The sequence below is a fragment of the Chloroflexota bacterium genome (assembly GCA_013152435.1).
Lineage (GTDB): Bacteria > Chloroflexota > Anaerolineae > DUEN01 > DUEN01 > DUEN01.
In genome coordinates, this window is sequence record JAADGJ010000013.1 from 1 (window position 1) to 15949 (window position 15949).

Below are 15949 nucleotides of genomic sequence, written 5' to 3' on the forward strand. Positions count from 1 at the left end.
GGCCTCCTGGAAGCCTCTTCAGAGCCCTCTCTGGACGTCAGAAAGCTCCCTGCATACGCAAGGAGCCGGTTCAAAACGCCAAAGTCCAGGGCAGGGGCGATTCATGAATCGCCCCTGCCTACAGGTAGGCGGCAGATAAATCCCCCGTTTGGGAAAAGGCCCTCAGCGCCATTCATGCAACGCTGCTCACGGAATGGCCTCCTGTGGGCTCACCAACACGAGACAGGGAAACCACCCACAGATGGCGGATAAGAAACCCGTCCTACATGCTCTATTCCTTGAGAGACCGCTTTATGAGATACCCGCGCGGCCGTCTGCGAGGAGAGGGGCAGCCAGGGCGAGGCACTGTTGCTTATATCGCTCCGCCCCCATCCGATCGTTTCGTCGCCAGACGCTGATCGGCATGTACTTCTGCACCTCATACAGGAGATAAAAGCGATGGCGGATCATCGCTGCAGAGGACTCATCCCGCCGGGCGCCATACCCGGACCAGAAAGGCGGCTCGCTGATCCCACAGTAATCGAGAACGGCGAACTCGATCTCCACGTCCCCCCACAACGCACGATCGAAATCCACCAGCCCGGTCACATTCCCAGCCTCGTCGATCAGGATGTTCTGACTCCACACGTCCATGTGCAACAGGCGAGAAGCCACCGGGCGATCGAAATAGTCGATGTACGCGTCGAGCAGGTCGCGCATCATCTTCGCTTCCGCCGGCGTGTAACTGCCACACGCTTCCACATCGTCTAGCAGCTTCCGCCACATGACGCGAAAGGCATCCACCCACGTGGGCTGAGGCTCCATAGGGCGATGAGCGCCCAGGTATCCATACGCCTGAACGCCCAGGCACTCCGGCGCCGTGAGCTCGTGGAGCTGACGCAGGTACACCCCCACCTGATGCAGGGCCCGCCGCCACTGCGCCCGCGTGAGATGAGGGATGTCGCTCATGGGGGTTCCCGGCAGAGCCCGCATCAGGATGTAATCCCGATCGATGCGCGTCCGGCTGAAGTCGTATCCCACGATCTCCGCCACCGGGATCGTCGTGCGCTCCCGGATCAGAGCGTGAAGCTCCGGCTCCTGGCGCATCATCAGCCGCTCGTAGAAGAGGAAACCGGCATCGTCCGGCGGGGCGATGCGCAATACGAACCGCTCGCCATCGCCCTCCACCCAATACGAGCGGTTATGCTTGCCCGTGCGAATGGGCCTGAAACGCAAAGAGCCCACGTCCGCCCCGACATGGGCCCTCACCAGCTCCTCCAGGATCTCAACAGGAAAAGATTCCGACAAGATGCGCTCCAGCTATGCGGGCATCGATGAATATCTGCCCCCCTCACGACCCGGGCGGCGCGTCACCGGGACACGTAGCGACTGGACCGAACCCAGAACCGCCAGGGAGCCTGCCGATCTCGCTCGTCGGCGTAATGGATCCCGATCCGGGGGCCACGCGCCACCTCCTCATCCGGAACCTCCCGCCCCCGCTCCAGCCACAGCTCATCCCCATGGACCAGGTCGGCGCCATTGAAACGCTTGTCGATGGCCATCGCCTGGGTCAGCCGGGCGGGGCCGCTGGTCAGGTCCCGGTCCCTCAGACGTCTCCGGTCGGCCCGGCGCAGCCTGCGCATCACCTCCAGGCCCTCAACCGGCTCCAAGGCCCGGATCAGGATCGCCGCCGGGAAACCCTCCTCCTCCGTGACCACGTTCAGCATCCAGTGCATGCCGTAGGTGAAGTAGACATAGGCACGGCCGGGCGGGCCAAACATCACCTCGTTCCTGGGGGTGCGCCCCCGGCTGGCGTGGCTGGCGGTATCCCCATGCCCCACGTAGGCCTCGCATTCGACGATGACGCCACTGAGGCGCTGGCCATCTAACAGACGGACCAGCCGCGCCCCCAACAGCTCCCGGGCGACGATCAGCGTATCGCGAGCGAAAAAGTCGTAAGAGAGGCGATCTGTCCCCGCTGTCATCTCGTCCCCTATGTGATGGGAGCGCTCTCCTCCCGATGATACGAGACCGTCATCGCCGGCCGTCCGGCGCCCGTCTCCCGGGCGCTCGGTTCAACCCCGGGCGACGATGGCTCCTGAACGGGATGATAATGCACATGGACCCGCCGCAAGAACTCGATGTTCTCGTACAGGACACGTTCCACATGGGATGCGATCTGATCCCCGGCAGCCACGCTCAGGGTGCCATCCACCCCGATGGTGAGATTGACCACCAGGTATGGCCCGAACCGATGGGCGTGGATCTCCTCGACCTCCCTCACCCCCGGCACCGTCGCCAACAGCTGGGTGATCTGCTCCGCCAGCGACCGCCCCGGCACCGTGTCCATCAGATCCTCGGAGGACTCCCGCAGGATCTCGACGCCCGTCCTCAGGATGACCAGCGCCACCAACGCGCCGGCCATGGGGTCCACCCACAGGTAACCATGGCGTCCCAGGAAGATGCCGACGGCCGCCGCGGAGGCCGAGAGCACGTCGTTGCGATGATCATAGGCCATGGCCAGCACGGCCGCGTTCTTCGTCTGATTGCCCACCCGATAGGTGAAGACGGTCAACCCCATCTTCATCCCGACGGTGAGCAACGCCACCCACAGCGCTGCCGCCGATGCGCCGCTAAAGTCGCCCTGCCCGGAGAGCAGGTTATACACCTCATTGACCGCGTTCCAGAAGACGGCGATGCCCGTGGTGATCACGAACGCCCCGACCACCAACGCCCCCACGCTCTCCAGCTGGCTATGCCCATACGGGTGCTCCTCGTCCGCCGGCTTGCCGGCCAGCCGCATGAACACGCTCACGATGATGTAATACGCCACATCGCTGGTGGAATTGATGCCATCAGCGAGCAACGCCGGGCTGTTCCCCAGAATACCGATGGCCGTCTTCAATGCGGCCAGGAAGATATTCGCCACCAAACCGATATTGGCGGCCTGGATGCTCTTTCGTTCCCTCTGCTCAGGACTCATCGCTCCCCCAGCTCATATCCCCAACCCCGATCGGCCATCGGTCACAGACCCGATGACGTCGCTCTCCCCTCGGGCGATCGGGCGTCCCCTATCATACATGATTTGTCCGCCGACGCCTATGTTCTCGGACAGTGTCCCGACTCGGAGGTCAAAGTAAACCGTGCCTCATCGTCGCTTTCGCATCCTCCCTATCATACTCAACAGGCCATCTCGGGCAAATCCCCCGGTCGTAAGGGTAATAGGCGGACCAGGCTGGGAAAGGGCTGGAGCAAGAGGGATTTTGGCGAAAGGAGTCCCTTAGGCACCCTATCGGTAAATTTCAGACACGCTGTGAAATGGGAACCACGAAGGCACTAAGACCCCAAGGTAGAGAAGGCGGAAGTGCGCTACCTCAGGGCTTCTTCGGCGTACACAGACACAACATCTTGCCGTGCCTCATGGGGCCAACTTCGCCTATACGGCTTCGTGTCTTGGCGCGGGTGGCGGAAGGCAGTGCCTTTCACCACTCAAAAGGCCAACCTTGAGGAGCGGGCCAGCCCTCGTCCCTGCAGATGTCACGTATGCCGATATGAACGCTGGGCTAATGAAAAGGCCCGGCTCCCCACCCTCAACGCGGCGTGACAAGGGGAACCAAATACGCTATAATGGTGACACTACGGGAACCACCGGCGTAGGAAGAAAACCCATGCACCTGGTCCGCTGCCTCATCCGACTGCTCGTCATCGCCCTCATGGTGAGCGCCTGCACCGGCGCCGAGACGCCCCCTCCGCCAGATCCGTACGCGCCATACCGCCCGGCCATGCTGGAGGACTTCCAGGGGGATCTGGACCAATTGCCGCCGGTCCCCCGCTACAAACTCATCCTGGACGTCGACATACCCACACGGCACCTCGACGGCAAGGGCATTGTGATCGTCCCCAACCGCCTCCCCGTCCCCCTCTCCGACCTGTACTTTCGCCTGTATCCCAACCTGCCCCAGTACCGAGGCAGGCTAAGCCTGGAGATGGTGACGGTGGGCGGAGCGCTCACCGCCTTTGACTACGCGCCGGACGGTAGCTCCCTGCACGTCATCCTGCCCGAGCCCCTTCCCCCCGGCCAGACGGTCGAAATCGGATACACCTGGAGCCTGGACGCCCCCACCAGCCCTACCGGGTACATGGTGTTTGGGGAGAGCCAGGGCATTCTCAGCCTCCCGCTGAGCTATCCCATCCTGGCCGTCTCGGAGATGGACGTCACGGGGCAGCGTCCCAACTGGCACCTGGAGGTCGCCCCGCCCCACGCCGACGTCGCATTCACGGAGAGCGCCTTGTATCAGGTGGAGCTGATCACGGCGCCCGAGGTCACGGTGGTCAGCTCGGGCATCGTGGTGAGCCAGACCACCACAGCCGAGGGGAAGCTCGTCCGCCAGTTCGTCACCGGGCCGGTGCGGGAGTTCACGCTCATCATGTCCCCCCAATTCCAGGAGGCCTCCGAAAAGATCGGCGATACGACCGTGCACTCCTATTTCCTGCCCGAAGATCGTCAGGCCGGGCAACAGGCGCTGGCATACGCCGCCGCGGCCACGCAGGTGTACAGCGATCGCTTTGGAACCTACCCCTTCACCGACCTTAGCGTGGTGGAGGCGCCGCTTCAGTACCGGGGCATGGAATACCCCGAAGTCAACCTCATCGGCATTGACACCTATCGGGAGCGGAGAGAGGACCAGGAGTTCCTGATCGCCCACGAGATCGCCCATCAATGGTGGTACAATCTGGTGGGCAACGATCCGGTCAATCGTCCCTGGCTGGACGAGGGCCTGGCCGAATATTCGACTTACATCTACTACGAGACGATCTACGGCAAGGAGCGGGCCGACCGGCTGCTTCGCAACCGCTGGGAGGTCCCGCTGGCGTACGCCAGGGAAAACGGGCTGGACACCATCGTCGGGCAGCCGGCCTCCGGATTCGGGCCCGTCAACTACGAGACGATGGTCTACGCCAAGTCCGCCCTCTTCTTCCACGCCCTGCGACAGGAGATGGGCGACATCGCCTTTTTCAAGCTCCTGCGCACGCTGGTGTCCAAGTACCGTTACCAGGTCTTGACGCCGGATGATCTGCTGGCGGAGGCACGGAGAGCCTCCGGGCGGGATGTGACGCCGGTCTATCGCCAGTGGATCCTGACGGCAGCGGAACCCTGAGAGCGCTGGGAGCGGATATCCGGCCTCGACGCGACGTCGCATCACGAGGAGCACCTGTGAAAACGAGATCCCTTTGGAGTCGGGCGAGGGTTTGCCTGACGATTCTGGCCTTCGTGCTGTGGGGAACCGCCTGCCAGCTACCCACACCTCCCATCGTCTACACCCCGATCCCCCCAGCCCCGACGCCGACTTCACCGCCCCCACCTCCGCAATCGCTCAGCCTGGACGACCTCACGCTCTTCGAGCAGGCGATGATCCCCATCGCTCGGGGCGACGTCGCCCAGGTCGCCACCGTGCTGCGCCCCACTCGTTACCGCATCGATGCCCGATTCGATCCCACGTCCCGCACCATCAGCGGCCAGGAGATCGTCCGATACACCAACAACGAGGCCGGGCCCCTGGATGCCGTCTATTTTCGCCTGTTCCCCAACCTGCCCAGGAGCGGCCGAGCGACGGTCTCCTCGCTGACGGTGGATGGCGCCTCCGTAACGCCTCAACGGGAGCTTGCGGGAAGCGCCCTGCGAGTACCGATGGATCCGCCGCTTCCTCCGGGCGCCTCCGTCACGTTCCAGCTGGACTTCACCGTCCAGGCCCCCGCCACGCCGGGAGGCAACTACGGGGCGTTTGCCTACACCAATGAGGTGGTGGCGCTGGCGGGATTCTACCCGCTGATCCCGGTGTTCGATGACGAGGGGTGGAACGTAGAGATCGCCCCGGCGTACGGCGACCCCGTATACTCCGATACCAGCTTCTATCTGGTGCGATTCACATTGCCAACCGGATGGGAAGTCGCCGCGTCCGGCTCCACTTTAGGCGTGGAGGACAACGGCGACGGCACGACCACCTGGACGATCGTCTCCGGCCCCATGCGAGACTTCAACCTCGCCGCCTCCCCCGCCTACCGTACGATGGAGATGCAGGTGGACGACACGGTGGTCCGATCCCATTTCAAGCCCGGGGATGAGGCAGGGGGACGGCGAGCGCTGGAGTACACGGCCCACGCCCTGCGCTACTTCAACGAGATCTTCGGCATCTACCCCTTCGCCGAGCTGGACGTGGCTGCCACCCCTACGACGGCCGGCGGGATCGAATATCCCGGGCTGATCGTGATCGCGGAGCGGCTGTACGGGGAGAAGGGGGGCTTCTTCGAGTGGGCCACGGTCCACGAGACCGCCCACCAGTGGTGGTACAGCCTGGTAGGGAACGATCAGGTGGACGATCCGTGGCTGGATGAGGCGCTGACGCAATATGTCACGTGGATGTACGTAGAGGCGACCTACGGGAAGGTGGCCGCAGCGATCGCCCGCCGGGCCTTCTTCGACGAGCCCTATCGGCGGTTGGTGGAGGAGGGAAAGGATCCGCCCATCGGGTTGCCGGTGCGGGCTTACAGCGAGGAGGACTACGGCCCCGTCGTCTACGCCAAAGGGCCGCTCTTCTTCCACGAGTTACGGCAGACGATGGGCGACGCGACGTTTCGGGCATTCCTGCGAACCTACTTCGAACGCTACCGATACCGCATCGCCACGCCCGAGGATCTGCTCACGGTCGCGCAGGAGACCTGCCGCTGCGATCTCACCCCGATCTACGCCAGGTGGGTTCTGGGCATCACCCTGGGCGAACCGCCCACCCGGGGACGGATATCCAGCCAGACGGTGAACGCCAGCCCCTCCCTGAGAACTCCGAGCCTTCCACCCCACGACCGGAGGGCTCGGACATCCCCATCGCCTCCAGGGCACGGTGAAGGCGATCAGGACGGGAACGATGAGGAGACTAGCAACAGCGTGCGCCATCACCATGGCTTTGCTGTGGCTGTTAGGCATCGCCTCCGGGAGGGCGTCCGCCCAGTCGGGCACGGGCGTCATCCGCGTGGCGACCACCGGCCGTGATACGATCGGCTGCGGCAGCCCGACCTACCCCTGCCGCACGATCCAGTACGCGGTCGATCAGGCTGAGACAGGCGATACCATCCTCATCGCAGCGGGGGTGTATACCGACATCCACGCCCGCTCCGGCGTCACCCAGGTGGTGTATATCGACAAATCGGTGACGCTCCGCGGCGGCTATCCTCCAACGGGATGGGAGGCCCCCTCGCCCGCTGACCACCCCACCATCCTGGACGCGCGGGGGCAGGGGCGAGTGCTCTTCCTCACGGGAAACATCACCCCCACGATCGAAGGGCTCCACATCACCGGTGGGGATGCCACGGGATTGGGCGGGGGCCCGGGAGGGTTCGACGCCGGAGGCGGGATCTACATCTACCGGGCGACGGCCACCGTCCGCAACAACGTGATCCAGAACAACGTGGCCAGCACGACCGGCCAGGGATACGGCGGCGGGATATGTATCTACCGCGGCAACGCCCTCGTCAGCGGCAACACGATACAGGGCAACACGGCCAGCACGACCGATCTGGGCGAGGGCGGCGGGCTGAGCCTCGCCTTCGGCCAGGCCACCATCGAGGGGAACACGGTACGAGAGAACACGGCCAGCTTTCTCAAACGAGGCTCCGGCGGCGGGGTCCATGTCTACTACGCCAGCGCCGCTTTGCAGAGGAATCGAATAGAAGGGAACACGGCCAGCCGGGTCTCCTTTGGCTACGGCGGCGGGATACGCGCCCTCTGGAGCGACGTCACCCTGGTCGGCAACACGATCCGGGGCAATGTAGCCAGCGTGTCCTCGGCCGGATTCGGAGGCGGGCTGGAACTGTGGTACGCCCACGCCACGATCGAGGGGAACGCCATCATCAGCAACACAGCCACCTCGAGATCTGGCCACCCCGGCCTGGGAGGCGGGATCGACATCTACCGCAGCGCCCCGATCACCGTGACCAACACGCTGATCGTCCAAAACCACGCCAACACCCGGGGAGGCGGGGTTCATATCGAAGGTGGGCCGGGCGAGCCCGCCTCCGCCCGCCTGCTCCACACCACCATCGCCGACAACAGGGGGGAGGGCCCCGGGATCCTCGTAGGTGAGGGGGCTACCCTGGCCCTCACCAACACGATCATCGCCGGCCACTACAAGGTGGGCCTCTCCGTGGCCCAGGGCAGCACGGCCACCCTGGAGGCCACGCTGTGGTGGGGCAATGGGTCGAACATGGACGGCGAAGGGACCATCTCCACGGGGGCGATCCACGTCACGGGCGATCCGGCCTTCTGGAACCCGATGCAACAGGACTATCACCTGACCCTCCGATCGGCGGCCATCGACCGGGGCGTGGACGCGGGCGTGCCCCAGGACGTGGACGGGGATCCTCGCCCAGCCAGGGCGGGCTATGACATCGGAGCGGATGAGTACATCGACGGCACGTATACTTACCAGTACTTGCCTCTGATGCTCAGAGCGCGTCTGGGAAATGCCGTTGCTTCTGCTATGGGGAGGCCCGGAAGGGTAGAGCCTCTCCGGGAAAAGCTATTCTCCCGCCTTCGACCTGCCCGGCCTCGGCCCGGGTCCTTCGGCAAGGGCCGAGAAAGGCAGGTGCAGGCCGGAAAAGCGGGGTTTCCGTGGAGGTGAGGTCCCCTCCACACCTCCCCCCGTGGAGCTGGTCGTTGAGGGAGACCCCTCAGACACCTTGTCGGTAAATTTCAGACACGCTCTCAGAATAATAGATTAGGGAATCAAGGAGAGCACGATGCCGAGACCGCTTACCGCCGTCCTCATCGGCGCCGGCAACCGGGGTTCCGAGGCGTACGGCTCCTACGCCCTGGCGCACCCCGAGCAAATCCGCTTCGTGGCCGTCGCCGAACCACACGAGGGGCGCCGCGCCCGCTTCGCCCAAGCGCACGGCATCCCCCCAGAGCACCAATTCACCACATGGGAGGATCTCCTGGCCCGGGGGAAGATCGCTGACGCCGCCCTCGTCTGCACGATGGATCGGATGCATGTAGAGCCGGCCGTGGCCGCGCTGGAAGCCGGGTACGATGTCCTGTTGGAAAAACCCATGGCGCCCACCCTGGCAGGGTGCGTGCAGCTCGTCCAGACGGCCGAGCGCACCGGGCACCTCCTGCAGATCGCCCACGTCCTGCGTTATGTCCCCTTCTTCTCCATGCTACACGATGTCGTCGCCTCCGGGCGCCTGGGCGATATCATCACCGTCGAGCACAGGGAGAACGTCTCCTACTGGCACATGGCTCATTCCTTCGTGCGCGGCCTCTGGCGCAACAGCGACATCGCCAGCCCGATGATCCTGACCAAATGCTGCCACGACCTGGACATCCTGTTCTGGCTGTTCGGACCGTGCCGCCGACTGAGCTCGTTCGGCTCGCTGATCCACTACCGGGCGGAGAACGCCCCGTCGGGAGCCCCGGAGCGATGCACGGATGGCTGCCCGGCCGCCGATGAGTGCCCCTGGTACGCGCCCCGCATTTATCTGGAACAGACGCCCCTCAAGCTCTCCATGCCGGGACTGGAGGCCATCGCCGACTACCAAGGATGGCCCGTATCCGTCCTCTCCGAGGATCCCAGCCCGGAGGCCAGACGACGCGCGCTGGAGGCCGGGCCCTATGGGCGCTGCGTATACCACTGCGACAACAACGTCGTCGACCACCAGGTGGTGAACATGGAGCTGGAGGGCGGCACCTCGGTCAGCATGATCATGCACGGTCACTCCCACAAGGAGGGCCGCACGATGCGCTACGATGGCACCCGCGCCACGCTTCTGGGCCGCTATTACCTCGACGAGCAGTGGATCGAGATCCACGACCACCTCACAGGCCGGGTGGAAAGGGTCGAGTTCCCGATGGCCTCGGCGGGAGCGGGAGCAACCGGGCATGCCAGCGGCGATCAGGGGCTGATGGCCGCCTTCGTCCGGGCGGTCAACGGCACGGAGCCGGCGCTCACCACCGCCAGAGATTCGCTCGAAAGCCACCTGATGGCCTTCGCCGCCGAGGAGGCCCGGCTGAACGGGAGCGTGATCGACATGAAGGAATTCCGTCAGCGGGCGGAAGCGAGCACGCCGCCTAAGGGTTAGGGGGCACACATGTACCCCTACATCGATCTGGGTCCCTGGCACATCAGCACATACACAGTGACCGCCACCCTGGCCCTGACGCTTGTAACCGGGCTGTATATCTATCCCCGGCTGCTCAAGCTCGGACGTCCACCCGGCCTGATCACCTGGTGCATCCTGATAGCCGCCATGGGCGGATTCGCCAGCGCCTACGCCGCCAGGATCGCGATCACCCTCTGGCATCGGCTACAAAGCGGCCCCCTCGCGCCAGCAGCGGGATTCAGCGTCATCTGGGCAGCCGTGGGGGTGTACGCCGCGGCGCTCTACTGCGCGTGGAGATATCGGCTGCCGCTAGGCCGCACCCTGGATCTGGCCGTCGTCCCCGTCCCCCTGGGACAGGCGATCGGGCGCCTGGGATGCTTTGCCAGGGGCTGCTGCGGGGGCAGGCCGACCGATTCATGGCTCAGCATCTACATGCCGAACACACAAGGCGTATGGGCGCATCGCTACCCCACCCAGCTCATGAGCCTGGCGGCGAACCTGCTGATCTTCCTCATCCTTCTGCTCGTGGAGCGCTACGGCCAGAAACGCCCGGATAAGCCGCCCGGGGCGCGCATCTGGCCGTTCGACGGATTCCTGGTCCTCCTCTACATGGAGCTGTTCGGCATCAAGCGGTTCTTCATCGCCTTCCTGCGAGAAGGCGCTACGCCCGTGCTCGGCCCGCTCAGCTGGATACAGTTGCACGCCATCCTCCTGATGGCCTTCGCGACGACGCTCATCCTCTGGAACCGAAACCGACGAAAGGAGGAAGCCTCATGAGCAACCGGTTCACATCCCGATGGCATCAGATCCTGCTGATCTTCGCCCTCCTCATGCTCTCTCTCGCTCTGATGGTTTCAGGGTGCTACGACGATGACGATGATGTCGAAAGGAGCAGGAGTGCCACCGAGATAAAAAAGAAGACCAACTCGACACAGCACATCGACGGGGTCTCCGCCGCCCCACAAGCGGATTACTACCTGTGGCAAACCACACAGTGGTTCTATCTGGAAAAGCAGGAGGTCACTCCGGATCTGTGCCAGGACTGGACGGACTTCTGGCAGAGCGGGAACGCCTTCATCGCCATACGCGCTCCGATCTCCGCCACCATCACGTACCAGACCTCCTACAGCCCCACGCTGAAGCTTGTGAACCGAAGCTGGCCCCCGAAGACCTTCACGACCATCCCCATGGAAAGCCAGCCCGAGCGTGTGGCCTACATGGAGCAGGCGATGCCGACAGGTCAGGACGAACACTGGCTGGCCATCAGCGGGGCCACCTCACCCCCCATCCACTGCTCGCTCACATCGAATCTCAGCGGAGGTGAATGGGATTTCCAACTGGACATCTTCTACGACTTCGGCGGCGCACAGGGAGCGGGCGAGGGGGCTAACCTGGTCCACTACTACTGCTATGAGGGCCAGGATCCGCCCTTCTTCTTCCCACAATCAAGTCAGGCCTCAGGCGAAGGGCGCGTGATCCGGTCATCGCTTGAAGGGGATGCGATCACCTGCATAGGACCGGATCCCTTCTCCCTTTCCAGCGATTTCCCGTCCTGGGGGCTAGAAGGGAGGCTCACCGACACCGTCGACGCATCCCAACCCATCACGCTCAGCTACCTTCTGTACAACTACGAGTTCACAACGCTCTCCGTGGACGTCACATATACGTCCACGCTGGGCACCATCTGGGGGATCTATGAGGGAACCGAACAAGGGCCAAAGATTCCCCTCACCAAGATCACATCCCCCATTCGCGTGGCCAGCATGCAGGAGTACTACCTGTGGCTGATCGCCGATATTCCATCCGATACGCCAGCCGGCCCCTACTACCTATCCGTCACCGCAAGCCTCACAAGCCCCCCCGAAATGACATCCCAGTCTGCCACAGCGACCACGGCCATCTGGGTCGGCCAATGGACCGCTCCACAGCCGTCCAAACGATACATCTACATGCCGCTGGTGCGGCGCACCTCCCCTTGAGGGCGAGCATCGGGGTAGTCGAGGGCGATACCCTCGGCTACCCCGTCCCCGCCTTTAGATAAAGCAACATATGAACCCTGGGTAGTCTCCCTCATGGGTGTTGCCAGGGCAGGGGCGATTCGTGAATCGCCCCTGCCTACAGGTAGGTGGCGGTAGATATCCCCGTCTGGGAAAAGCCCACAGGAGGCGCCATTCATGCAGCGCTGCTCACAAAATGGTCTCCCGTGGTCTCACCAACACGAGACAGGGGGACCACCGAACCCTGGTTTTCAGGAAATAGCGGGGTTCTGAAAGGGGAGGTGCGGAGGGGCTTCCCCTTTGCAGAAAAACTCTTCCTCTCGCCTTCTACCTGCCTGGTTGGGGCTCTGGCCGATTATCCGAAACGAATGACGCGGCCCACATGTTTCTTTCACCACGCGAAGATCAATAGTGCGGGTGGCGGAGGCAGCGCCTTTCGCCACTCGAAAGGCCAGTCTTGGGAAGCGGGCCAATCCTCATCCCTGCAGGTGTCATGTATGCCGACATGAACGCTGGACTAAGGCCCTGTGTACCGAACCAGGGCTTTTCAAAGTTAAACACCTGCCCCTGAAATCCTGCCGTAGGGGCGCCCCTTATGGGCGCCTGAGGCAGCCCTTGTGGCTGCCTCTACAAGATCTAAAGTAACGCCCGAGCCCTTAGAGACGTATTTGGTAGGAGCGCAACACCGTTGCGTCCCTGCAACGCCCTTTCCCAAGTGAAGCGAGGCAGGTCTGAGGTGAGGCGCCCGGGGAGAGCCTCCGTTAGATTTTTGAAAAGCCCCGTACCGAACCGATCGGGTTTGACATGCCCGGCGGGATGTGCTAATATCGCCCCTGTGAAGGTGTACTCTCATCTCGGGGATGTGTGACGTGCTTTCCTGTATCACCCTCCGCAGCAAGAAGCAGAGCAAGGCCAAGAAGCCGGACCATTAGGTCTGGTTGACGGCGTTTGCTCCGCACGCGGAGGAGTTGCGACCAGCTCAGCCAGACCGGCCATATGAGCTGGTCTTTTTGTTACCAGGCACCCCTTCCGTTACGAGGATCCGTTCATGCAGGCTACCCGTGATGCCAACACCAAGCGCAGCAAGTGCAAGCGGCCAGACCGCGGGTCTGGTTAGCTGCGCTGCGCGCCAGAACATCCGCAGTCCAGCTTCCCAGGCTCGCCGGCCTCGGGGAGCTGGATCGCGTCAGCACGATCGTCAGCCGAGGACGGCTCCCCACAATGCCGGTGGGCTAGCAAGGAAGCTCCAAGGATCGACCATCTGAAGCCGACCCATTGGGAGGAGCCGACCATGTCTCTGCAAAACTTTGCGATCATCGAGTCGACCCTGCGCGAAGGCGAGCAATTCGCCGGCGCCTTCTTCACCCCTGATCAGAAGGTCCAGATCGCCGAGATGCTGGACGCCTTCGGCGTTGAGTACATCGAGCTGACGTCCCCCGCCGCATCCCCGCAATCCTTTGAAGACTGCCGCCGCATCACCCGGCTGGGCCTCAAGGCCAAGATCCTGACCCACATCCGATGCCACATGAACGACGCCAAACTGGCCCTGGAAACCGGCGTGGACGGCATCGACGTCCTCTTCGGCACATCCTCCATTCTGCGACAGTTCAGCCACGGCAAGTCCATCGCGGAGATCATCGACGCCGCCATCGAGGTCATCACGTACATCAAGTCCCAGGGAGTCGAGGTCCGCTTCTCCAGCGAGGACTCCTTCCGCAGCGATCTGGTGGACCTGCTGATGGTCTACCGTACTGTGGATGAGATCGGCGTCAACCGGGTGGGTATCGCGGACACGGTGGGCGTCGCCACGCCGCGTCAGGTGTACGACCTGGTGAGCACGTTACGCGGCGTCGTTCACTGCGACATCGAGTTCCACGGGCACAACGACACGGGGTGCGCCATCGCTAACTCCTTTGCCGCGCTGGAGGCGGGGGCCACCCACATCGATACCAGCGTGCTCGGCATCGGCGAGCGCGTCGGCATCACCCCGCTGGGAGGATTCATCGCCCGCATGTATGCCGTCGACCCGGAGCGGGTCAAGAGCAAGTACAACCTGCCGCTCCTGCGAGACATCGAGAACCTGGTGGCCGACATCGTAGGCATCCAGGTGCCCTTCAACAATTATATCACCGGCTACACGGCCTTCACCCACAAGGCAGGCATCCACGCTAAGGCCATCCTGAACAACCCGGACACGTATGAGATCCTCCGTCCGGAGGACTTCGGCCTGACCCGCTACGTCCACATCGCCCACAGGCTGACGGGATGGAACGCGGTGAAGAACCGGGCCGAGCAGCTTGGATTGAACCTCACCGACGAGGAGATCAAGGAGGCCACGGCGCACATCAAGGCGCTGGCCGACATCAAGCCGCTGGCCATGGAGGACGTGGACGCCATCCTGCGCCACTGGCGATCGATCCCTAAGGAGACGCTGGAGGAGCAACTGCGGACCGGGCTGATCGACCTGGCCAGGAGCGGGGCGTCCTGATGGGCAAGACGTTCGCCGAGAAGGCGCTGGCGCGCGCCGCTGGGGTTTCCGAGGTCACCGCTGGGCAGGTGATCGACGCCCGACCGGATGTGATCCTATCCCACGACAACACGGCTGCCATCGCCCGGACGTTTTCCTCCCTGGGCGTCGACCGGGTTCGACACCCGGAGCGGGTGGCCATCGTGCTGGATCACGCCGTCCCGGCTCCCACCACGCGCCACGCGCAGAACCACGCCGAGATCCGGCGGTTCGTGGCGGAACAGGGGATCACGCATTTCTTCGACGTGGGACGCGGCATCTGCCATCAGGTGCTGAGCGAGGAGGCCATCGTCCTGCCCGGCCAGCTCATCCTGGGGGCAGACTCCCACACGACCCATTACGGCTGGATGGGCGCGTTCGGCGCTGGCGTGGGCCGCAGCGAGGTGGCCGCGCTGTGGGCCACCGGCGAGCTATGGCTGCGGGTGCCCGAGTCCATACGCATCGTGCTGGAGGGATCACTCCCCCTCGGCGTGACGGCCAAGGATTTCGCGCTGCGCGTCATCGGCGACCTGGGCGCCGACGGCGGGATCTATCTGTCCATCGAGTTCAGCGGCTCTGGCATCGAGGCCATGTCCGTGGAGTCCCGCATGGTGTTGCCCAACATGATGGCCGAGATGGGGGCCAAAAACGCGTACGTGCCCCCCGATGCGGTCGTGTTCGACTGGCTGGCACCCCGGCTGGCGCGCCGCACCGGGCGTCCCGTCGAGGAGTGCCGGGCACAGATCGAGGCCGGCGCGCTATATCCGGACCCGGATGCCGAATATGTCGCCGAATACCGGTACAACGCCGCGGAACTGGAGCCGTACGTCGCTTGCCCACACACAGTGGATAATGTGGTGCCGCTGTCGGAGGTGGCGGGCACGCGGGTGCAACAAGCGTTCCTGGGCACCTGCACCAACGGCCGGCTGGAGGACATCGCCCTTGCAGCCGAGGTGATCCGGGGGCGACGCGTGGCCCCGGACACCCGCCTTCTGGTGATCCCCGCTTCCAACCAGGTGCTGCAGGAGGCCATGGAGCGCGGCCATATCCAGACGCTGATCGAGGCGGGTGCGATCATCGGCGTGCCAGGGTGCGGGCCGTGCATGGGCAACCATATGGGCATCCCCGCCCCCGGCGAGGTCACCATCTCCACGGCCAATCGCAATTTCCGCGGGCGTATGGGCACGCGAGAGGCGGAGATCTATCTGGCAAATCCAGCAGTGGTGGCGGCGTCCGCCATCAAGGGAGTGATTGCCGACCCGAGGGAGTTGTAGGCGTGGAGCGGGGAGCGCAATACGCAACACGCAATACGTATTGC

Annotated in this window: 11 protein-coding genes; 8 read left to right on the plus strand and 3 right to left on the minus strand. The window is 63.9% G+C overall.

The features are described from left to right. Positions 1 to 291: 291 nt before the first annotated feature. The 3 genes from GXP39_01760 to GXP39_01770 form a co-directional block, all read right to left on the minus strand. Entirely contained in the window at positions 292 to 1287 is a 996-nt protein-coding gene (locus GXP39_01760; GenBank protein NOZ26766.1) for an aminoglycoside phosphotransferase family protein, read from the minus strand. 62 nt (positions 1288 to 1349) lie between these two features. Then, positions 1350 to 1964, minus strand: a complete 615-nt coding sequence (locus tag GXP39_01765; protein ID NOZ26767.1) for a DNA-3-methyladenine glycosylase — start codon at positions 1962 to 1964, stop codon at positions 1350 to 1352. Between the two features lie 8 nt (positions 1965 to 1972). Continuing rightward, positions 1973 to 2962, minus strand: a complete 990-nt coding sequence (locus GXP39_01770; GenBank protein ID NOZ26768.1) for a cation transporter — start codon at positions 2960 to 2962, stop codon at positions 1973 to 1975. Positions 2963 to 3647: 685 nt separating this feature from the next. Here GXP39_01770 and GXP39_01775 point away from each other — a divergent pair. From GXP39_01775 to GXP39_01810, 8 genes are all read left to right on the plus strand, one after another. After that, entirely contained in the window at positions 3648 to 5138 is a 1491-nt protein-coding gene (locus tag GXP39_01775; protein NOZ26769.1) for a M1 family metallopeptidase, read from the plus strand. A 56-nt stretch (positions 5139 to 5194) separates the two neighbouring features. Then, positions 5195 to 7024 (plus strand): M1 family metallopeptidase, encoded by a 1830-nt coding sequence (locus GXP39_01780; GenBank protein ID NOZ26770.1) that lies wholly within the window; start codon positions 5195 to 5197, stop codon positions 7022 to 7024. Next, positions 6900 to 8651, plus strand: a complete 1752-nt coding sequence (locus tag GXP39_01785) for a DUF1565 domain-containing protein (GenBank protein ID NOZ26771.1) — start codon at positions 6900 to 6902, stop codon at positions 8649 to 8651. The genes GXP39_01780 and GXP39_01785 overlap by 125 nt, the downstream gene beginning before the upstream one ends. A 118-nt stretch (positions 8652 to 8769) precedes the next feature. Continuing rightward, positions 8770 to 10107 (plus strand): Gfo/Idh/MocA family oxidoreductase, encoded by a 1338-nt coding sequence (locus GXP39_01790; GenBank protein NOZ26772.1) that lies wholly within the window; start codon positions 8770 to 8772, stop codon positions 10105 to 10107. Positions 10108 to 10116: 9 nt separating this feature from the next. Beyond that, complete coding sequence (locus GXP39_01795; protein NOZ26773.1) at positions 10117 to 10905, plus strand: hypothetical protein; 789 nt, start codon at positions 10117 to 10119, stop codon at positions 10903 to 10905. After that, complete coding sequence (locus tag GXP39_01800; protein NOZ26774.1) at positions 10902 to 12107, plus strand: hypothetical protein; 1206 nt, start codon at positions 10902 to 10904, stop codon at positions 12105 to 12107. Before GXP39_01795 ends, GXP39_01800 begins: the two co-directional genes overlap by 4 nt. Positions 12108 to 13416: 1309 nt before the next feature. Further along, positions 13417 to 14613, plus strand: a complete 1197-nt coding sequence (lysS, locus tag GXP39_01805) for a homocitrate synthase (protein ID NOZ26775.1) — start codon at positions 13417 to 13419, stop codon at positions 14611 to 14613. Beyond that, positions 14613 to 15905, plus strand: coding sequence for a 3-isopropylmalate dehydratase large subunit (locus tag GXP39_01810; protein NOZ26776.1), 1293 nt, complete (start codon positions 14613 to 14615; stop codon positions 15903 to 15905). Before lysS ends, GXP39_01810 begins: the two co-directional genes overlap by 1 nt. Positions 15906 to 15949 lie beyond the last annotated feature (44 nt).